The organism is Bradyrhizobium huanghuaihaiense, assembly GCF_007830635.1.
In the GTDB taxonomy this organism is placed as follows: Bacteria; Pseudomonadota; Alphaproteobacteria; order Rhizobiales; family Xanthobacteraceae; genus Bradyrhizobium; species Bradyrhizobium huanghuaihaiense.
In genome coordinates, this window is record NZ_VLLA01000017.1 from 119,679 (window position 1) to 139,023 (window position 19,345).

Genomic DNA, 19,345 nt, shown 5'->3' on the forward strand with positions numbered 1-19,345 from the left:
ATGGCCCGCGTCTACGTCTCCACCGTCGTCAACGCCCGCAACGATCGCGTCTGGGCGCGGGTGCGCGATTTCAACGGCCTGCCGAACTGGCACCCGGCGATCGCCGAAAGCCGGATCGAGGGTGGCGAGCCCTCCGACAAGATCGGATGCGTCAGGGACTTTCGCCTGCGCAACGGCGACCGCATCCGCGAGAAGCTGCTGGGGCTCTCCGACTACGACATGTTCTGCACCTATTCGATCCTGGAATCCCCGATGGGCGTCGAGAACTACGTCGCGACGCTGCGGCTCACGCCCGTCACCGACGGCGACCAGACCTTCATGGAGTGGACCGCAGAGTTCGACTGCGCGCCGGAGCGGGAGACCGAGCTCGTGAGCAATATCGGCGGCGGCGTGTTTCAGGGCGGCTTCGACGCCCTGAAGCGCGTGTTCGGAGGCTAGCCGTGCCACATATCGTCAAGAGCACGATCCTGAACGCGCCGACCGAGGCGGTGTGGAGCGTGCTGCGCGATTTCAACGGGCACGACCGCTGGCATCCGGCGGTTGCGACCTCCTCGATCGAGCGCGCGCAATCCGCCGACAAGATCGGCTGCGTCAGGCGGTTCAAGCTGAAGGACGGCTCGGAGCTGCGCGAGCAATTGCTGGCCCTGTCCGACCTCGAACAGAGCTTCAGCTATTGCCTGCTCGATACGCCGATCCCGATGTTCAACTACGTCGCCCATGTCCGCCTGCTGCCCGTCACCGACGGCGACCGTACCTTCTGGCACTGGGAGTCGCGGTTCACGACCAAACCGGAAGACCGGGAGCGCATCACCCTCATGGTCGCCGAAGACATTTACCAAGCCGGGTTCGAAGCGATCCGCCGGCACATGAAGGAGGCCGCATAACATGGCCGTGACGGTAAAGACCTTCGCGAATGCGAGCGAGGCGGCCGGAGCGCTGTCCTCGGACCGCAGCGCGCGCTACGTCGGCGGCGGCACGCTGGTGATGCGGGCGTTGAACGAGGGCGACGTCTCGATCTCGACCATCGTTCGCGCCAGCGACCAGGCGCTGACCCGGATCGATGCTTCCGGCCCGCGCGTGACGCTCGGCGCCGGTGTCACCTTCGCGCGCGTCCTCGCCGAGCGCGACCTCGCCTTTCTGCACGCCCCTGCCCGCTCGATCGGCGGCCCCGCCGTGCGCAATATGGGAACGGTCGGCGGCAATCTGTTTGCGCCAAGTCCTTACGGCGATTTCACCGTGGCGCTGCTGGCGCTCGATGCCATCATCGCCGTCGCGGGTGGATTCGGCGCGCGCGACATCCCGATCGAAGAGTTTTTGCAGGCACGCGAACGGCAGGCCGGGACATTGGTGCTGTCAGTTTCCTGCACCCGGCCAGCGAGCGCCGAGGCATTCCGCTTTCGCAAGATCGCGCGGATCAAGCCGAAGGGCGGCGCGGTGATCACGCTGGCCGCGCATCTGCCCATCAGCGGGGGCCGGATTGCGGGTGCGCGCATCGCACTGGGTTCGATGGCGCCGACGCAGATCCGCGCACGCGCAGCCGAGCGTACGCTGGAGGGCCGCTCGCTGGATGCCGCGACGATCGCGGCCGCCGCATCGGCGGCAGCTGAAGGAACGTCGCCATCCGACAACGCGCTCGGCAGCGCCTGGTATCGCCGCGAGATCGTCGGCGTGCATCTGCGCCGACTGCTGTCGGGACAGGAATAGATCGTCATGTCGAAAATCCCCCTGCAATTTCGCCACAACGGCCGCGACGTCGCGATCTTCGTCGACGGCGGCACCAATCTGCTGGTGGCGCTGCGTGAGCTGATCGGCGACATGACGCCAAAATTCGGCTGCGGCCAGGGCGGCTGCGGCACCTGCAGCGTGCTGATCGACGGGGAGCTGCACCTCTCCTGCCTGACACTCGCCGAGACGGTCGCGGGCCGCTCGGTCGAGACGCTCGACGGCATGAAGCAGGGCCCGAACCTGCATCCGCTCCAGCGCGCCTTCGCCGACCATTTCGCCGCCCAGTGCGGCTATTGCACGCCGGGCATGCTGATGGCCGCCAAGGCGCTGCTCGACCGCAACCCCGCGCCCAGCCGCGACGAGGTCGTCGAAGCCATCTCTGGCAACATCTGCCGCTGCACCGGCTACGAGCCGATCATCAATGCCATCCTCGCCGCCGCAGGCGGCCGGGTCAGCGCGTAAGGGAACGCGACCATGCTGGAACTGCGCAAGGACATCTTCGCCGACGAGCGCGACGATAATCTGAAGGAGATCGGCAAGGGCACCCAGCGCCAGGACATGCTCGGCCATGTCACGGGCACGTCCAGCTATTTCAATGACCACAAACTGCAGGGCATGCTGCACCTGAAGGTCGTACGCTCGACGCAGGTGCATGCAAGGCTCCGCCGCATCGACACCACGGAGGCGGAGCGCTCGGCCGGCGTCCGCCGCATCATCCGCGGCGCCGACGTGCCGCGCAACCTCAACACGCTGCTCAGCCTCATCAACTTCGGCAAGGACGACGAGCCGTCGCTGGCGGTCGACAAGGTGCGTTACAAGGGCGAGCCGATTGTCGCGATTATCGCTGACAGCGAGCGCGAGGCCTTCGAGGCGATCGCAAAGGTCAAGGTCGACTACGAGCCGCTGCCGACCGTGTTCGACGTCGAGGACGCGCTGAAGCCCGGCGCCCCCGTGGTGAACGAGACCTATCCGAAGAACACGTTCACCTATCACGACGTCTACGATCACCAGCGCCTGCGCTTCGGCGACGCCGATGCGGCGCTTGCAACCGCCGACCACGTGCTGGAGCAACGCTACCAGATGTCGCCCATCGAGCACGCGCCGACCGAGACAAACGGCGCCATCGCAGCGCCCGATACCAACGGTCGCTACGTCGTCTACACCTCGACCCAGGCGCTGTTCTTCTCGGTCGACACCTGCGCCAAGATCCTGGACGTGCCCTCCAACACCTTCCACTTCATCGGAGGAACCGTCGGCGGCGGGTTCGGCGGCAAGGTGGACACCCTGACCGAGCCGCTCGCGATCCTCGGCGCCATGCTGACCGGGCGTCCCGTGCGCTACGTGTTCGGGCGCGAGGAGGAAATGCAGTACGGCCCGCCGCGCGGCGCCGAGCGCATCTACATCAAGGACGGCGTGATGCGCGACGGCCGCATCGTCGCGCGCAAGATCCGCGCCTATTTCGACAGCGGGGCCTATACAAGGCTGTCGAGCTATGCCGCAGTAAAATGCGCCGCGCACCTTCCGGGCCCCTATACCATCCCGAACGTCTATGGCGAGGTCTATTGCGTATTCACCAACCGCACGCCCGCCACCGCCATGCGCGGCTTCGGCGTCACCGCCATGGACTTCGCCATCGAGTGCCAGATGGACAAGCTGGCCAACCTCGTCGGCATGGACCCAATGGAGTTCCGCATCCTCAACGCCTATCGCGACGGCGACATGAAGGCGCACCGGCGCGAGGCCAAGAACACAGCATTGATCGAATGCGTCCAGGTCGCGGCCGAAAAGGCAAAGTGGCCGATCCGCGAGGAGTTCAAGCGCGCCTCCTCGCGCAAGGACGGCGGCGGCAGCCGCGCCGCCATCCCCACGACGCCGACGGATTCGCGCGCGCGGCCGGCGGCGCCGTCGCAGCAGCGCACGAGCTATGACCGCGCGCCGGTGACGGTCACGCGAGAGCCGCCGCGCGATCCACCTCCGCCGGCGCCTCCGCCGCCCCGCCCCGCCGCCCCATCGCACGGGGCGACCCGCTTCTCGTCCGTGTTCGGAACCAGGAGACGTTGAGATGACCAGGCATCGCGGACGCGGCATGGCGTCGATCAACTATCCCATCGGCATGAATCTCGGCGGCGATCCGAGCCAGGCGCTGGTGCATTCCAACCCGAGCGGCAAGTTCACCGTGGCGCTGTCGTCGATCGACTTGGGACAGGGCATGAAATCGGTGACGCGGCAGATCTGCGCGGAGACGCTGGGCGTGCCAGTCGAGGACGTCTATGTCGACACGGCGGACTCCGACACCGGCCCACACTGCATGGGCTCGTTCGCCTCGCGCGGCACCCACCGTGTCGGCAACGCCGTGATGGCTGCCGCCCGCGAGGCGCGCGGCGTGATGATGGAGGCGGCCGCCGAGGAGCTCGAGGTCAACGCGGCCGATCTCGAGACCGACGGCCGCGGCAACATCCACGTCAAGGGCGCGCCACACCGCTCGATCTCGACCAAGGACGTCGCGATCGCGGCGCAATTCAAGCAGGGCAAGACCATCTCCGGCCGCGGCATCTTCCTCGTGCCGCTGTCCGACGTCGATCCGGAGACCGGCGAGATGTCGCCGGCGACCTGCTATGCCCATGCTTGCCTCGTCGCCGAGGTCGAGGTCGACGACGAGACCGGCGAGGTTGCGATGGTCCGGATGGACTCCGCTTATGAGCTCGGCCGCGCGCTCAACCCGCGCCTGGTCGAGCAGCAACTCGTCGGCGGCGCCTGGATGGGTGTCAGTCACGCGCTCTACGAGACGCCCGAGCCTTATTACCCGGACCCGGCTCACGGGCCCCGCGACTTCGTCGAATATCTGATGCCCGGTCCCGGCGACATCTGTCCGCACGATATCGCCGTGCTGGAACGCCCTGCCCCTGATGGTCCGTTCGGCGCCAAGGGCCCCGGCGAGATGTGCGCCAATCCGGTGCTGCCCGCCGTTGCCAACGCGATCTTCAATGCCGTCGGCGTGCGCATCGACGATCTCCCGATCACGCCGGAAAAGGTGCTGCGGGCAATCAAGAGCCAGGGCGGTGCACGGCCGCAGGCGCGGCGCTGAGGGAGACGCCGTGGCCGTTCGCAGCAACATCGTCGGCATCGACAGCCCGGAAGCGCTGGAGAAAGCGCTTCGAGCTGCCTACTACCTCGCCGACGAAGGCCTTGCGACTGCCGCCTATCTCGGGCTCGCACTTGGTAAGCCGCTGTTGCTCGAGGGCGCACCCGGCGTCGGCAAAACGGAAGCCGCAAAAGCCATTGCCGCCGTGCTCGGCCGCCGTCTCATCCGCCTGCAATGCTACGAGGGCATCGACTCCTCCGCTGCGCTCTATGAATGGAACTATCCGCGCCAGATGCTCGCGATCCGGCAGGCCGGCGACGATAGCATCGACATCTACGGTGAAACCTTTCTGATTGAGCGGCCGATGTTGGCCGCCCTTCGCGCGCCTGATTCAACCGTGCTGCTAATCGACGAAATCGACCGAGCCGATCAGGAGTTCGAGGCATTTCTGCTCGAATTCCTCTCCGATTTCCAGATATCCATCCCCGAGCGCGGCACGGTCCGCGCGGCCGAGCGTCCCGTGGTGGTGCTGACCTCGAACCGGACGCGCGATCTGCACGAAGCCCTGCGGCGCCGCTGCGTCTATCACTGGATCGACTATCCCACCGCCGAGCGGGAGGCGCGGATCATCATGATGCGCGCATCCAGCGTCGCCGAAGCCACGGCCCGCGCCGTCGTCGCCGCCGTCGAGAGGTTGCGGCGCGAACCGCTGAGCAAGGCGCCTGGCATCGCCGAGGCCGTCGATTGGGCGGAAGCCGCGACGCTGCTCAACAAGGGCGGCGCGCGCTGGCCCGACGCCTTCAAGCGCTCGATCGGCGTGGCGCTGAAGGACGAGGAGGACCTGCACTTCATCGCCCCCCGGCTCGATGCCATGCTCGCGGAGGCGACCGCATGAGCACCGAGCTGCTGCTGCCGCGCGCTGCCCGCATCTTCATTTCCTTCGTTGCGCTACTGCGCGTCAACGGTTTCGCCGTTGCCCCGGAGCAGACCACCGCCTTTCTCGCAGCGATCGCGTTGCTCGGCCCGCGTGACCTCGACGACATCAGGCAATCTGCGCTCGCCACCCTCGCCCCGCCGCCCGAGCGCCGCACCACCTTCGACCGGTTGTTCGACCTGCATTTCCGCGGCAGCGAGGCCATCGAGCACGCCGACGACGGCGAGGACGACGAGACCGTTCGTCTCCAGGAGGAAGGCCGCGGCGACGAGGAGCCCTTGCTCTCCGATGACACCAATGAATCAGGCCTGACGGCGACGCGCGCCGAGGCACTGGTCGAGCGCCGCTTCGCCCAGCTCCCCACGACCGATGCGCTCCGCCGTCTGGCGCGCGAGGCCCCGCGGCGCCTGCCGCGGCGGCGCGGGCACCGCCGTATGCGGGCACGCCGCGGTCCCTTCGCCGATCTCCGCCGCACCTTGCGCGACAGCGTCCGCAGCGACGGCGAGATCCTGCGGCTCGGCCATATGAAGCGCCGCCAGCGCCCGCGCAAGATGCTGCTGCTGATCGACGTCTCCGGTTCGATGAAGAGCCGGACCGAGGAGAACATGAAGCTTGCCCATGCGCTGGTGCACGCCGCGCCCAATGTCGAGGTCTTCACCTTCGGCACACGGCTGACCCGTGTCACCCGCGCGCTGCGGCTGAGGCGGCGCGAGCAGGCACTGAGCGCGGCAGCGCATCTCGTGAGCGACTGGGACGGCGGCACCCGCATCGGCGACGCGCTGCAGGCCTTCCTCGCGGTGCCGCGGTTCGGCGGCTATGCCCGCGGCGCCGCCGTGGTCATCGTGTCGGATGGGCTCGAGCGCGGCGAGCCCGACGCGCTTCGCGATGCCGTTGCGAAATTGTCGCGGCGGGCCTGGCGCCTGAGCTGGCTGACGCCGCTCGCGACAGGACCGGGCTTCCGCCCGCAGACCGAGGCGCTCGTCGCGATTGAACGCTTCGTCGACGATCTCGTGGACGGAGGATCGAGTGCCTCGATCGTCGCCCATGTACTGGCGCTCGGACGAAGGAGAGCTGCGTGAACGGTATTGTCGACGGCCATCATCACATCTGGCGGCAGGCCGACCTGCCCTGGCTGACCGGCCCCATGCAGCCCCGCATCTTCGGACCGTACGAGCCGATCCGGCGCGATTATCCGATCGAGGAGTATCTCGCCGATCTCAAGGGCGCCGGCGTCACCCGATCAGTGTATGTGCAGACCAATTGGGCGCCCGAGCACTTCGAGGAGGAAGCTGCCTGGGTCCAGCGCACAGCCGACGAGCACGGCTGGCCGCATGCCATTGTCGCCTACGCCAATTTCGCGGCCGACGACGTCCGCCCGCAGCTCGATCGCCTCAAACGCTATCCGCTGCTCCGCGGGGTGCGCATGCAGCTGCACTGGCACGAGAACCCGCTGTACCGCTTCGCCGCTCGTCCGGATCTCTGCGCCGAGCCCGTGATCCGTCGCAACGTCGCGCGCCTGGCCGACTACGGCTGGAGCTTCGACCTGCAGGTCTTCACGCCGCAGATGCCGGATGCCGCGCAGCTGGCCGAGTCTTGTCCCGGCGTGACATTCATCCTCCAGCATGCCGGCATGCTGGAGGATCTCTCGCCGGCGGGCCGTGCGGCCTGGCGCGCGGGCATGGCCCGCCTCGCCACATGCCCGAACGTGGTCTCGAAACTGTCCGGGCTGGGGACCTTCATCCATCGCAACGATCCCGCGCATATCGCCGCCGTGCTCACCGACACTGTCGCGATCTTCGGCGCCGAGCGATGCCTGTTCGGCTCCAACTTCCCGATCGAGAAATTGTGGACCAGCTATCACGAGCTCGTCAGTGCCTTTCGCGCAGCTGCCGCCCCGTTCAGTGCGGAGCAGCAGGACGCGATCTTCGGGACGACGGCGACACGCGTGTACCGGCTTTGACAGACAAGAAACGAGACAGGAGGGCACCGAATGGCACTGGAGATCAAGATCCTGGACTATGGCGATATCGAGCTGGAATCGAGCTTCCTGGTGCTCGGCCGCGACTGCGGCCGCACCCGCCGCGTCCTCACCCTCGGCTTTTTGATCCTCGGCGGCCCCTACCCGGTCGTGGTCGACACCGGCTACCGCTCCAACCAGATCATGGAGACGCTGGGCATGCGAGGGCTTCAGTACCATGAGCACATGATCGAGAACCAGCTCGCGCGTCACGGCGTGCGCATGGGCGACGTGCGCTTCGTCTGCCACACCCATCTGCACATCGACCATGCCGGCAAGGACGACCTGTTCCCGATGAACACGACCGTCGTCGTCAACCGCAAGGAGCTCGAATACTCCGTCTCCGGCCTGATGCATCCGCAATATCCGGCGCCCGACATCAAGCACCTGATCGACCGCCTGCACACCAAGAGCGCGCTGCGCTTCCTCGACCTCGAAATCACCGGTCCGATCGAGCTGATGCCTGGCGTCTATTGCGATGCCGCCAACGCCCACACCGAGGGATCGATGAACATCATCGTCCACACCGCCGACGGCATCGCGACCATCTGCGGCGACGTCATCTACGACTTCAACGACCAGATCGTCACGCCCTTCCACGAGATCCACGACTGGGAGCCGCGCACCACCGGCAACCACGGCACCAGCAAGCGTGCGGAGAAGGCGGCGATCAAGAAGCTGCTGAGCAGTTCGCGCTACCTGCTTCCCGTGCACGACCGTCCTGCCAAGATCGAAGGCGGCAATGTCGTCGGTCGCCTGCACGACCAAGTCCCCGGACCGGTCGTGCAGTCCCTGCCCCAGCGGAACTGGTTTCCGGCCTGATGTTGTCGAGGATCGACCGATGACGCACGTCACTTTGCGAAGCGAGTTCGAGAACCTGATCGATCCCTATGCGCCGGTCGCGCAGATCGGCACCGGCTTCGACTTCACGGAAGGGCCGATCTGGCATCCGGTCGATCACTACCTGCTGTTCTCGGACATGCCGGGGGACGTGCGCCGGCGCTGGGACGCACGGCGCGGCGTCGTCGAGGTCAAGCGTCCCTCGAACAAATGCAACGGCATGACCTATGACGCCGAGCTCAACCTGATCGTCTGCGAGCACGCGACCTCGTCGCTCGTCCGCGAACGTCCGGACGGACGGCGCGAGGTGCTCGCGTCGCATTTTGGCGGCCAGGAGCTCAACAGCCCCAACGACGTCTGCGTGCACTCCTCCGGCGCGATCTATTTCTCGGATCCCTGGTATGGACGGATGCCGGTCTATGGCGTCGAGCGGCCACGCCAGCTCGGCTTTCAGGGCGTTTATCGCATCGTGCCAGGCGGCGAGCCGAAGCTCGTGGTCGACCGCAACCTGTTCGATCAGCCGAACGGTTTGTGCTTCTCGCCCGACGAAAAGCTGCTCTATGTCAACGACACCGTGCAGGCACTGATCCGCGTGTTCGACGTCAATTCCGACGGCACGCTTTCGAACGCACGCGTGTTCGCAAGCGGCATCCGATCCGAGCTGGAGCCGGGCCTGCCCGACGGCATGAAATGCGACCAGCACGGCAATGTCTGGGTCACCGCTCCCGGCGGGATCTGGGTCTATTCGCTGCGCGGCGAGCTGCTCGGCAAGGTTCGCGTGCCGGAGCTGGTCGCCAACCTCGCCTGGGGCGGGCCGGACTTGCGCACGCTCTATCTCACCTCGACCCATTCGGTGTACGCAATTCAGACCAAGGTCGGTCCGCGTCACGAGCCCTATATGAGCGGCCGTCGCGCCGGTGGCGGCGCAGGCCCGAGCTCGTCACCGGCCTCGCCTGTTCTCACCCAGGGTGAGATGCGGCTCGATCCGCAGCGCTGCGCCATGATCATCCAGGATCTCCAGAACGACGTCATCATGGACGGCGGCGCCTTCGCCGAGTCGGGTGCGCCGGGTCATGCGAAGCAACAGCATGTCGTCGAGAATGTCCGGCGGCTGGCGGAAGCCGCACGCGCGCGCGGCGTCGCCATCATCCATGTCTGGTTCGTCGTCGAACCGGGCGCACCCGGCGTTACGCTCAACGCCCCTTTGTTCGAAGGCCTCGTCGACAGCAAGGCGATGGTGCGCGGAAGCTGGGGCGCGGCCCCGGTCTCAGGCCTGGAGCCACGACCCGGCGACTTCATCGTCGAGAAGATGCGGATGAGTGCCTGGGAAGGCACGCGGCTGGAGACGATCCTGAAAGCCACCGGCCGCGACATGATCATCAATACCGGCGCCTGGACCAACATGTCGGTCGAGCACACGGCGCGGACCGGTGCTGACAAGGGCTATTTCATGATCGTGCCCGAGGACTGCTGCTCGACCATGAATGCCGACTGGCACAACGCCTCGATCAATTTTGCCATGCAGAACGTCGCGGTCGTGACCAGGGCCGATACCGTGATCAGAGCGCTGGGATGAGCCGTGGCGAAGCTCCTGCATCTGTCCTGCTCGCCCCGTGCCGAGTCCGAGTCGAATGCCGGCGCACGCGTCTTTCTTGACGGCTTCCGCCAAGCCCGGCCGGATTGGGACGTCGATGTCGTGGACATCTGGCGTGAGCGGATGCCGGAGTTCACGGGCCCCATCGTCGACGCCAAATATGCCCGCATGAAGGCTCAGGCCTTCACCGAGGCGCAACGCGAGAGCTTTGCCGAGGCCGAGCGGATGGCGCTGCGCTTCTCGCTCGCCGATCGGGTCCTGATCTCGACCCCGATGTGGAACTTCGGCATCCCCTACAAGCTCAAGCAGTGGTTCGACATCATCGTCCAGCCCGGGCTCACCTTTCGCTTCGATCCGTCGCTGGGATATTCTCCGCTGCTGAAGGACCGACCGACGCTGGTGATCATCGCCAGCGGCAGCGACTTCGCCACCGGCATGAACCGTGGCCGCAGCGACATGGCAACGCCCTACCTGCGGGAGATCCTGCGCTTTATCGGAATCAGCGATGTCCGTTTCGTGCCGATCGGTCCAACCACGGGACCGCAGCAGCCGATCGATTCTGCCCGTGAAAGGGCCTATCAGCGCCTTGCTGCAATGGCCGCGACCTTCTAGGCATTTCGGCGCCTCAGTGAGCAAATCACGTGGCGCCACCAAGATAGAGCCGCTTGACGATATCGTTGCCTCTCAATTCATCGACCGAAGCGGCCGCCACGACGATTTCACCATGTACAATGATATAGCCGCGGCTCGCGATCCGGATCGCCTGATTGAAGTTCTGCTCCGCCATCAGCACCGTCAGACCGAGGTTTTGATTGAGCTCGCCGATCTTGGTGATGGTCTGCGAGACCAGTAGCGGCGAGAGACCCACCGAAGGTTCGTCGACCAACAACAAGCGTGGTGACGACATCAGGGCGCGCCCAATCGCCAGCATCTGCTGTTGTCCGCCCGACATCGTGCCCGCGAGTTGCGCCTGCCGCTCCTTGAGGACGGGAAATGCTTCAAAAACGATCGCAAGATTACGGTCGATACTGCGCCTGGCTGCCTTGCGGAACGCGCCGAGCATCAGGTTCTCGAGCACGGTCAGCCGGGGAAACAAACGCCGCCCCTCCGGAACCATCGCTACGCCGAGCTCGACAATGTCTTCGGTCGAAAGGCGGGACAGGTCGTGCGCCGCTCCGTCGATTGTAAGCGATATGGCGCCGCGTTGCGGCCTCACCAGGCCCGCGATGCACTTCATCAGCGTGCTCTTGCCGTTGCCGTTGGTGCCGAGCAAGGCAACGGTTTCGCCGGCCTCGACACGGAGCGAAGCGCCGCGCAACGCCTTCACCGCGCCATAATCTGCATCAAGATCATTGATGGCAAGGCTAAGTGCCAAGGTAAGCCTCCTGTACGCGCTGGTCGGCCATGACTTCGGATGGCGATCCGATCGCAATGATTCGGCCGGCGTCAAGACACATGACGCGTTCGGAGAAGCGCATCACGGCCTGCATGATATGCTCGATCATGATGATGGTGATGTCCCGGCTTGCAAGGCTGAGCAGCAGATCAAGCACTTCGTCGACTTCCGAGCTGGAGAGGCCTGCCATGGCCTCGTCCGAAATCAGGAGCTTCGGATGCGTCGCCATCGCGCGTGCGAGTTCCATCTTGCGCAATTCCACCTGACTAAGCTGCGTGGCCGAGACGTTGGCTTTCGGGCCGAGGCCCATTTGATCGAGGATCGACATCATGCTGTCTCGCCGCTGCGCCGCCGAGACGTGCTCGTGCGCGGCAAAATCGAGCGCGACCATGAGATTTTCAGCGACCGTCATGCTCCTGAACGGTCGCGGGATCTGGAAGCTCCGAGCGATACCGCGGCGCGTGCGCACGTGCGGCTGCAGCAGTGCGATGTCCTCGTCACGAAACAGGACCGTGCCGGGTTCGGTGCGAAACGCGCCGGAAATGCAGTTGATCAGCGTGGTCTTGCCCGAGCCGTTCGGGCCGATCAGGCCGAACCGCTCGCCGGGCCGAATGTCGACGCTGACATCATGGAGTGCCGTGAACCCGCCGAAACGCTTGGTGAGCGACGAAATCCGCAGCAGGGGCGACCGGGTGTCGGAGAGCGTCATACTTCACCCTCCTTGCGGTCGCCGCGCAGCTTGCGGATCAGGCCGATGATACCCTCCGGGGCGCCCACGACGAACAGCACCAGCATCAAACCCAGCACCAGCACGTTGACTTCCGACGAGATCGTTACCGTCAGCAATTGCTGCGTTGTGCCTAGCAGGATCGCGCCGATGATCGGCCCGGACCAATGCGCGGTTCCGCCGATCAGAGACATCGCGAGTGTCGTGACCGAGTAGTTGAGATTGAACGCGGACGCGGGGTCCGCATATTGCAAGTACATCGCCGCCGGCGCGCCGACGGCACACATCAGCGCCCCTGAGATCACACAGGCGAGCAGCTTCAATCGCAAGGTCGGCACGCCCGTGCATTCGGCCGCAAGTTCGTCGTCCCTCAGCGCCTGCAGGCCGCGGCCGATCCAAGAGTTCTGGATGTAGCGCGAGATCGCAACCGCCAGCACCACGAGAAGGGCCTGAACGAAGAACAGCATCTGCACATAGTTGTCGAATGGCGCCGTCACCGCCGGCCGTTGGATCTGGATGCCCGCAGCTCCACCGACGTATCGCCAGTTCGTTATCGTCGTCTCGATGATGATCGTCAGCGCAATCGTCGCGATCGAGAAAAAAATGCCCTGCATGCGAAGCGTCAGGAGACCGAGCGCAAACCCCATGAGTGCACCGATCGCGGCGCCAGCCAGGATCTGCAGGGGAAGCGGCGCGCCAAAGGCCTTGACCAGGAATACCGCGGCATAGACGCCAACGCCGAAGAACGCGCTGGTGCCGAAATTCACATAACCTGCATATCCACCAAGGATGCTCCATGCCACGGCAAGCGCGATGAACTGCAGGATCACGTAACCGGCAAAGAACGGATACTGGTTGCCGACGACCTGTGTCATCACAAAGACGGCGACGAGAAAGACGGTCGATCCGGTCCAGAAAGCAATGCTGTTGCGTGTCATGATCGCCTGCCAAACAGGCCCTGCGGCCGTACGGCAAGAACGCCGAGCAACATCGCAAAGGAAATCGCCGGCGCCCAGGAGGCGCCGAACATGGTGAGCACAATCGTCTCGGCGACACCGAGAATGATGGCGGCGACGAGCGTGCCGCCCATGCTGCCGAGCCCCGCCATCACAACGACGCAGAATGTGCGCCCGATATAGGCACGGTCGAGCGTCGGATCGACAGGGGCGACGATGATGAGCAGGGCGCCGGCGATCCCGAGCACAGCGGTGGCGATGCCGAATGCCCACTGCTTGATCTTGATCGGGTTGGCGCCCATCAACCGTAACGCCTCCTGGTCCTGCGCGACCGCGCGAATGGCGCGTCCCATGAAGGTCCGCGACAAATACAGTGTGAGCAGGACGGTCAGTGCGGTTGCGACGGCAAAGGCGACCAGGAGCCGGTACGGAATGCGGATATCGCCGAGCCGCCAGGCCCTGCCGATATAATCGGCGGTGACGGAGCGTTGATCGACACCGAATTGCAGGATGATCAACACTTCAATGATGAAGGCGACGCCGAAGAAGAAGGCGATGCCGCGCACGGCGGCGTCGCTGCCTCGCTTCTCGAACGTTTCGTAATACAAGCGATAGGCCACGAGCCCGAGCAGAAAGAATACCGGCGTGATCAGGAGCCCCGCGACCAGGGGATCAACGGCGTAATGCTCGTTAAGGAAATACACCGCGTACGACGCCAGAACCAGAAACGCCGGATGCGCCACATGGGGAACGTCGAGCAGGCCGAACGACACGGACAATCCGAGGCTGACCGCGCCGTAAAAGCAGCCTAGCAGCACCCCGATCACCACCGCATCGAGCAGGAGATCAAATGAAAACAATTGAGGTCCCCCTTGACCCGCCTTGGCCCGCTTCCCCGATCAACTCGTGCCGGGGTATCCGATCCCCGCCGGGGACGATCTTTCCCTTGCCGCCTCGACTTATTTCCGCGCGGCCTCAAACGGAGCGATCAACTCGCCGGATTTCAGGTTCTCCGGGAACAGGATCACCTGCTTGCCCGAGCTGCGGAACTGCTCCATGTTCTTGTCAACGACGCCGCGGAACTGGGCCTGCAGCACCGCGGTTTCCTTGCGCTCGCCGTCAGGCGAAAACGCGATCGGACCGACGATGGTCTTGTGCGTGTTTTCGCGCAGATATTTTGCAAGTGCCTTCTGCTCCAGCGATCCCACCGCGTTGATGGCCTGCGCGATGAGCTGGCCGCTGGCATAGCCGAACGGCGCCAGATAATAGCCGAGCGGATCGATCTTGGCTTCGACGGCACGTTTCGTGTACTTGTCGAAGAACTCCTTGGTCCCCTCGAAATACATGCTCTTTTCGGGCAGCCATGTGTTGTAGTTCACGACTCCGTTGAGTAGCGAACCCATATTCTCCATCACGGCGCCGAACTGCAGGCCGACCATACCGCCGCCGAAAACCTTGACATTGTCGCCGATCCCGATCTCGTTCACGGCACGCAGAATGCCCGCCGAGTCCGGCGGATAAGACGCGATATAGACGATGTCGGGCTTGGCCGCCTTGAGCGCGCGGATGATGCTGGAGAACTCCACCGTGTTCGGCGGATAGGCCTGGTCGAATACCATCGGCAGGTTGCGCTTCGCTGCGACTTCACGCGCGGTCTTCGCCAGATTCTGCGCGAATTCCTGGTCGGCGGCCAGCAACGCCATGGATTTGCCGCCGGCCCTCTGACCGATATCGAGGAACGAGGTCGCCCAGCTGTCAGCCGGCCCCCAGGGCGCATTGTTGAACCACATGTCATGGCCGACTTTGCTGTTGACCTGGAAGGAGAAGTTACCCATCAGCAGAAGCCCACGCTGCTTGACCATCGGCATGATCGGCGCCGTCGGCACGGTCGCATAGGGCGCGAACAGGAGGTCAACCTTGTCGACATCGATCAGCTTCGAATAGATCGCCGGCGTCTCCGACGCGCTGGACTTGTCGTCATAGACGACAAGTTCGATCTTGCGGCCTCCGAGCAGCCCGCCCTTGGCGTTGACGTCGTCGCGCCAGATCTCGATGCCGAGCAGCGAGGCCTTGCCGCCGCCTGCGAGACCGCCGGTTTGCGGCATGCTCATGCCGATCCTGATCGGCGTCTGCTGCGCCCGCACCAACTTGGCGCCGAGCGGCGTGGCGGCAAGCGCCGCGCCGGCGGTCGCCAGCAGGCGGCGGCGGGAAATCGATCCTGGCTTGGAGACCTTCTTCGACATTGGCAGTTCTCTCCCCTGGGTCGTTGTTGCTTGGTGTAATTGTACTGGTGTTGTGGCGGCGTCCCTCGTCAGATCCGTCCCAAGGCCGACAGGATGACCTGCGGTGTCAGGGGAATCTCGGTGATCATTGTCCCGAACGGTTTGAGCGCATCATTGACCGCGTTGGCCACCGCCGCCGCCGCGCCTGCAGTACCGGCCTCGCCCGCGCCCTTGGCGCCTAGCTCGGACTCGCGCGTCGGCGAGACAACGTGGCCCACGTCGATGTCAGGCATTTCGCCGGACATCGGCACCAGGTAATCGGCCATGTTGGCATTGGTCAGCTGTCCCCGGTCGTCATAGACGCACTTTTCAAACAGCGCCGCACCAAGCCCCTGCACCACCCCGCCCCTGATCTGCTCATCGACCAGCTGCGGATTGATGATGGTGCCGCAATCCTCGACCACCCAGTGCTTGAGCAACTTGACGAAGCCGGTGTCGGTATCGACTTCGACCCAGGCGGCTTGAACGCCATTTGTGAAGGCGAAAGGATAGTCACGGGGCACATAGTGCCTTGTCGCCATCGGTTCGGGCTGGATGCCCGGTGGTAGGGTGTCGGGACGGAAATAGACGATGCGCGCAAGCTCGTCGAGTTCGATGCGCCGCGCACCGTCGCTGACATTGACCACGGCATTGTCGATGATATCGAGTTCGGCCGGGGTCGATTGCAGAATGACAGCGGCCACATCGAGGATATTCTTGCGCAAGATCTTCGTCGCCTGCAACGCCGCCTCGCCGCCAATGCCGGCGCCGCGCGAAGCCCACGTGCCGCCGCCGTAGGGCGTCATGTCGGTATCACCGAGGATGACGCGGACGCGATCCATGGAAACGCCGAGGACGCTGCCCACGATCTGCGCCGTGAGCGACTGCGAGCCCTGCCCCTGCTCTGTGATGCTGGTCTGGCAGATCACCGAACCTTGCGCATCCAGCCGCACCGCCACGCCATCCTGGGACGAAATCTTGGCCCCTCCGACGCCATAGAACGCGGCGCTGGGATTGGTAACTTCGATAAAGCTCGCGATGCCGATGCCGCGATGAATGCCCTGCTTTCGCAAGGCCGCCTGCTCGGCGCGCAGCGCCTCATAATTCATCATCTCGACGATCTTCGCCAGCGACGCATGGTGCGACAACTGCTCGAACCGCAGCCCCGACGGCGAGGCACAGGGATAGGCGTCGTCGGCAATGAGATTGCGGCGGCGGATTTCCACCGGATCCATACCGATCTTCATGGCGGCGAGATCGACCAGTCCCTCAGTCACCGAACAGGCGATGGGATGGCCGACTGCGCGGTACTGGCACATCACGTTCTTGTTCTGAAACACCACCCGCGCACGTGCGCGATAGTTCTTGGTGGTGTAGGGGCCGCCGACGAGGTTGACGACCTGGTTGGCCTCGATCGCGCTGGTGCGCGGGTACATCGAATAAGGCCCGATGCCGGTCAGATCGTCGATCTCGAACGCCGTGATGGTGCCATCGCGCTGGACGCCGATCTTTCCCTTGCAGCGATGGTCGCGGGCGTGAATGTCGGTATTGAAACTCTCGACGCGGTCGGCGACGAATTTTATCGGCCGACGCAACAGCTTGGCCAGCGCGTATGTCGCCATCTCGTCGGCGTAGATGTGCACCTTGATGCCAAACGAGCCGCCGACATCCTTGCAGACGACGCGGACCTGCGCCTCTCGCAAGCCTAGATGCAGTGCCGCGATGTTCTGCACCATATGCGGGGCCTGCGTGCCCTGATAGATCGTGAGCCGCGCTTCCGCGGCATCCCAGTCGGCAACGACCGAACGCGGCTCCAGCGTCACGCCGGTGTGGCGGCCGAAGATGAATTCGGCCTCGACCACCGCATCGGAACCGGCGAAGGCTTGATCCACCGCGCCTGCGTCGAGGATGCGCTCGAACGCAAGATTGTCGCCAAGCGAGGCGTGAATGACCGGTGTCGCCGGATCGAGCGCTGTGCGCATGTCGGTGACGGCTTCGAGTTCCCTATACTCGACCCCAACATGCTCCACGGCATCCTCAGCCGCCGCCCGGCTCGTCGCGACGATAGCGGCCACCGCCTCGCCCTGCCAGCAGACCCGGTCGACTGCGATCGCCGATTGTGGTGCGGATTTGAGGCCCTTGAGATGGGAGAGCACGCCGATCCACGGCGTGATGACGTCCGCAAGCTCTTTGCCCGTAACAACCGCGATCACGCCCGGCATCCGCCTTGCAGCGGCGGCGTCGATGCTCACGATCTCCGCGTGCGCATACGGCGAGCGCAAGAACACGACATGCGCCATCCGCGGCAGCTCCATGTCGCTGACATAGCTGCCGCGGCCCTGCAGCAGTCGGTCGAGATTCGGCCGGGGCACCGTCTTGCCGATATAGGAGTTCGGCCGGTCCAGGACCGACAGCCGTTGGGGATTGCTGCGGATCGAGCTCATGCCTTCAGCTCCATCCGCGCCCGCGCGGTCGTCTCGATCGCGTCGATGATGGCGTGATAGCCGGTGCAGCGGCAGTAATTGCCCGAGAGATGCTCGCGGATCTCCTCTCGCGCAGGCGTTCGGTTCTCGCGCAACAGATCCTGCGCCGCCATCAGCATGCCCGGCGTACAGAAGCCGCATTGCAGCGCATTGCGGTCGCGAAACGCCGCCTGCAGATCGGCGATCTCGCCGGAGTCGGATAGGCCCTCGATCGTCTCGACCGCGGCGCCATTCGCCTGCACCGCCAGCATCAGGCAGGAGCGCACAATCTCGCCGCCGACGCGCACCGTGCAAGCTCCGCATACACCATGCTCACATCCGAGATGCGTGCCCGTCAGTTTCAGATGTTCGCGCAGGAAATCCGCAAGATTGAGCCGCGGCAAGACATGCGCCTCCACGCGCTCGCCGTTGACCGTAACTGAGATCGCCACTGGAGCCGTCACGAACGTCCTCCGATGTTGAGATCGGGACGGTTCAGGAGCGAAGCGACGCAGCGCGCCAGCAACACTCTTGCGAGATGTCGGCGCATTGCCGGCGTCGCCTGCTGATCCTCATGCGGATCAAGCTCATGTGAAAGGGCGTCGGAGGCCTCGGCCAGCAGTGCGGGCGTGATCGTGGCGCCAGCCAGTTTGCTGGCAGCCTTCGCCAGGACGGGCTTGTCGCCGACGGCGAAATAGCCGAGCCGGAGGTCGGCGAACCGATCGCCCTGCAGCATTGCCTGTGCCGCAAGGCCGACGATCGCATAGTCGCCGTGCCGCCGCGCAAACTCCTGGAAGAAATGCGCCGAGCCGGTACGGGCGACTGGCAGTTCGATGGCGACCAGCAGATCCTGCGGTGCGAGCTGCGTCTCGTAGATCCCGGTGAAAAAATCCTCTGCAGCAATCCGCCGTTCGCCGCCGGGGCCGTGTACGACGATCGTCGCACCCAGCGCCAGCATGCAGGCGGGCAGCTCGGATGCCGGATCGGCCTGCGCAAGGCTACCGCCGATGGTCCCCCGGTTGCGTATCGCGGGGTGCGCGACATGCGCCGCTGCCGCCCCGAGCAGCGGCGCGCATTTCACAATGTCGGATGATTTCAGGAGGTCGGCATGCCGGGTCAGCGCGCCCATGACGAGTGTATCGCCCTTGACCACGATCCCGCGCAATTCGGCGAGATCGCCGATATCGACGATTACTTCCGGCGCAACCAGCCGCAGATTCATCGCGGGGATCAGGCTTTGCCCGCCCGAAAGCACCCTCGCTTTCTCTCCGTGCACGGCAAGCAGCTCCAGCGCATTGGCAACGCTGGTCGCGCGTGCATAGGCGAAAGCCGCGGCTTTCATTCAGGCAAG

At 64.9% G+C, this 19,345-nt stretch carries 20 protein-coding genes; 12 read left to right on the top strand and 8 right to left on the bottom strand.

Annotation, left to right across the window (positions count from 1 at the left end):
• The 12 genes from IQ16_RS29075 to IQ16_RS29130 are packed head-to-tail and all read left to right on the top strand — an operon-like array spanning window position 1 to window position 10,804.
• Window positions 1-438 carry an SRPBCC family protein gene (locus IQ16_RS29075; RefSeq protein WP_018643039.1) on the top strand — a complete coding sequence of 146 codons (438 nt, stop codon included), beginning with the start codon at window positions 1-3 and terminating at the stop codon, window positions 436-438.
• 2 nt (window positions 439-440) lie between these two features.
• Entirely contained in the window at window positions 441-884 is a 444-nt protein-coding gene (locus IQ16_RS29080; RefSeq protein WP_018643040.1) for an SRPBCC family protein, read from the top strand.
• A gap of 1 nt (window position 885) precedes the next feature.
• The gene (locus IQ16_RS29085) at window positions 886-1,704 is read left to right on the top strand and encodes an FAD binding domain-containing protein (RefSeq protein ID WP_018643041.1); all 819 of its coding nucleotides are present in this window, start codon (window positions 886-888) and stop codon (window positions 1,702-1,704) included.
• A 6-nt stretch (window positions 1,705-1,710) separates the two neighbouring features.
• Window positions 1,711-2,187 carry a (2Fe-2S)-binding protein gene (locus IQ16_RS29090; RefSeq protein ID WP_018643042.1) on the top strand — a complete coding sequence of 159 codons (477 nt, stop codon included), beginning with the start codon at window positions 1,711-1,713 and terminating at the stop codon, window positions 2,185-2,187.
• 12 nt (window positions 2,188-2,199) lie between these two features.
• A complete protein-coding gene (locus tag IQ16_RS29095; protein ID WP_018643043.1) occupies window positions 2,200-3,786 on the top strand; it encodes a xanthine dehydrogenase family protein molybdopterin-binding subunit in 1,587 nt (528 codons plus the stop codon).
• A 1-nt stretch (window position 3,787) separates the two neighbouring features.
• The gene (locus IQ16_RS29100; RefSeq protein ID WP_018643044.1) at window positions 3,788-4,810 is read left to right on the top strand and encodes a xanthine dehydrogenase family protein molybdopterin-binding subunit; all 1,023 of its coding nucleotides are present in this window, start codon (window positions 3,788-3,790) and stop codon (window positions 4,808-4,810) included.
• Window positions 4,811-4,820: 10 nt separating this feature from the next.
• Window positions 4,821-5,702, top strand: coding sequence for an AAA family ATPase (locus tag IQ16_RS29105; RefSeq protein WP_026311998.1), 882 nt, complete (start codon window positions 4,821-4,823; stop codon window positions 5,700-5,702).
• Window positions 5,699-6,820 (top strand): vWA domain-containing protein, encoded by a 1,122-nt coding sequence (locus tag IQ16_RS29110; RefSeq protein WP_018643046.1) that lies wholly within the window; start codon window positions 5,699-5,701, stop codon window positions 6,818-6,820. The genes IQ16_RS29105 and IQ16_RS29110 overlap by 4 nt, the downstream gene beginning before the upstream one ends.
• A complete protein-coding gene (locus IQ16_RS29115) occupies window positions 6,817-7,701 on the top strand; it encodes an amidohydrolase family protein (RefSeq protein ID WP_018643047.1) in 885 nt (294 codons plus the stop codon). Before IQ16_RS29110 ends, IQ16_RS29115 begins: the two co-directional genes overlap by 4 nt.
• A gap of 30 nt (window positions 7,702-7,731) precedes the next feature.
• On the top strand, window positions 7,732-8,580 hold the full coding sequence (locus tag IQ16_RS29120) for an MBL fold metallo-hydrolase (protein WP_018643048.1): 849 nt from the start codon (window positions 7,732-7,734) through the stop codon (window positions 8,578-8,580).
• 19 nt (window positions 8,581-8,599) lie between these two features.
• A complete protein-coding gene (locus IQ16_RS29125) occupies window positions 8,600-10,174 on the top strand; it encodes an isochorismatase family protein (protein WP_018643049.1) in 1,575 nt (524 codons plus the stop codon).
• A 3-nt stretch (window positions 10,175-10,177) separates the two neighbouring features.
• Window positions 10,178-10,804, top strand: a complete 627-nt coding sequence (locus IQ16_RS29130) for an FMN-dependent NADH-azoreductase (protein ID WP_018643050.1) — start codon at window positions 10,178-10,180, stop codon at window positions 10,802-10,804.
• A 25-nt stretch (window positions 10,805-10,829) separates the two neighbouring features.
• Here IQ16_RS29130 and IQ16_RS29135 read toward each other — a convergent pair whose 3' ends face one another.
• From IQ16_RS29135 to IQ16_RS29170, 8 genes are all read right to left on the bottom strand, one after another.
• Window positions 10,830-11,567 (bottom strand): ABC transporter ATP-binding protein, encoded by a 738-nt coding sequence (locus IQ16_RS29135; RefSeq protein ID WP_026311999.1) that lies wholly within the window; start codon window positions 11,565-11,567, stop codon window positions 10,830-10,832.
• On the bottom strand, window positions 11,557-12,297 hold the full coding sequence (locus IQ16_RS29140) for an ABC transporter ATP-binding protein (protein ID WP_018643052.1): 741 nt from the start codon (window positions 12,295-12,297) through the stop codon (window positions 11,557-11,559). The genes IQ16_RS29135 and IQ16_RS29140 overlap by 11 nt, the downstream gene beginning before the upstream one ends.
• Window positions 12,294-13,253, bottom strand: coding sequence for a branched-chain amino acid ABC transporter permease (locus IQ16_RS29145; protein ID WP_018643053.1), 960 nt, complete (start codon window positions 13,251-13,253; stop codon window positions 12,294-12,296). Before IQ16_RS29145 ends, IQ16_RS29140 begins: the two co-directional genes overlap by 4 nt.
• Window positions 13,250-14,131 (bottom strand): branched-chain amino acid ABC transporter permease, encoded by an 882-nt coding sequence (locus IQ16_RS29150; RefSeq protein ID WP_020607880.1) that lies wholly within the window; start codon window positions 14,129-14,131, stop codon window positions 13,250-13,252. Before IQ16_RS29150 ends, IQ16_RS29145 begins: the two co-directional genes overlap by 4 nt.
• Window positions 14,132-14,230: 99 nt before the next feature.
• Entirely contained in the window at window positions 14,231-15,514 is a 1,284-nt protein-coding gene (locus IQ16_RS29155; RefSeq protein WP_018643055.1) for an amino acid ABC transporter substrate-binding protein, read from the bottom strand.
• Window positions 15,515-15,582: 68 nt separating this feature from the next.
• Window positions 15,583-17,976, bottom strand: a complete 2,394-nt coding sequence (locus IQ16_RS29160) for a xanthine dehydrogenase family protein molybdopterin-binding subunit (protein ID WP_018643056.1) — start codon at window positions 17,974-17,976, stop codon at window positions 15,583-15,585.
• Window positions 17,973-18,458: a (2Fe-2S)-binding protein gene (locus tag IQ16_RS29165; protein ID WP_026312000.1), complete on the bottom strand. Its 486-nt coding sequence runs from the start codon at window positions 18,456-18,458 to the stop codon at window positions 17,973-17,975. Before IQ16_RS29165 ends, IQ16_RS29160 begins: the two co-directional genes overlap by 4 nt.
• Entirely contained in the window at window positions 18,455-19,336 is an 882-nt protein-coding gene (locus IQ16_RS29170) for an FAD binding domain-containing protein (RefSeq protein ID WP_018643058.1), read from the bottom strand. The genes IQ16_RS29165 and IQ16_RS29170 overlap by 4 nt, the downstream gene beginning before the upstream one ends.
• Window positions 19,337-19,345 lie beyond the last annotated feature (9 nt).

Bases quoted from the DNA above. Each gene is read 5' to 3' on its own strand.
- IQ16_RS29075 (WP_018643039.1), top strand. From the start codon at position 1: ATGGCCCGCGTCTACGTCTCCACCGTCGTCAACGCCCGCAACGATCGC.
- IQ16_RS29085 (WP_018643041.1), top strand. From the start codon at position 886: ATGGCCGTGACGGTAAAGACCTTCGCGAATGCGAGCGAGGCGGCCGGA.
- IQ16_RS29090 (WP_018643042.1), top strand. From the start codon at position 1,711: ATGTCGAAAATCCCCCTGCAATTTCGCCACAACGGCCGCGACGTCGCG.
- IQ16_RS29095 (WP_018643043.1), top strand. From the start codon at position 2,200: ATGCTGGAACTGCGCAAGGACATCTTCGCCGACGAGCGCGACGATAAT.
- IQ16_RS29100 (WP_018643044.1), top strand. From the start codon at position 3,788: ATGACCAGGCATCGCGGACGCGGCATGGCGTCGATCAACTATCCCATC.
- IQ16_RS29110 (WP_018643046.1), top strand. From the start codon at position 5,699: ATGAGCACCGAGCTGCTGCTGCCGCGCGCTGCCCGCATCTTCATTTCC.
- IQ16_RS29120 (WP_018643048.1), top strand. From the start codon at position 7,732: ATGGCACTGGAGATCAAGATCCTGGACTATGGCGATATCGAGCTGGAA.
- IQ16_RS29125 (WP_018643049.1), top strand. From the start codon at position 8,600: ATGACGCACGTCACTTTGCGAAGCGAGTTCGAGAACCTGATCGATCCC.
- IQ16_RS29140 (WP_018643052.1), bottom strand. From the start codon at position 12,297: ATGACGCTCTCCGACACCCGGTCGCCCCTGCTGCGGATTTCGTCGCTC.
- IQ16_RS29145 (WP_018643053.1), bottom strand. From the start codon at position 13,253: ATGACACGCAACAGCATTGCTTTCTGGACCGGATCGACCGTCTTTCTC.
- IQ16_RS29155 (WP_018643055.1), bottom strand. From the start codon at position 15,514: ATGTCGAAGAAGGTCTCCAAGCCAGGATCGATTTCCCGCCGCCGCCTG.
- IQ16_RS29160 (WP_018643056.1), bottom strand. From the start codon at position 17,976: ATGAGCTCGATCCGCAGCAATCCCCAACGGCTGTCGGTCCTGGACCGG.
- IQ16_RS29170 (WP_018643058.1), bottom strand. From the start codon at position 19,336: ATGAAAGCCGCGGCTTTCGCCTATGCACGCGCGACCAGCGTTGCCAAT.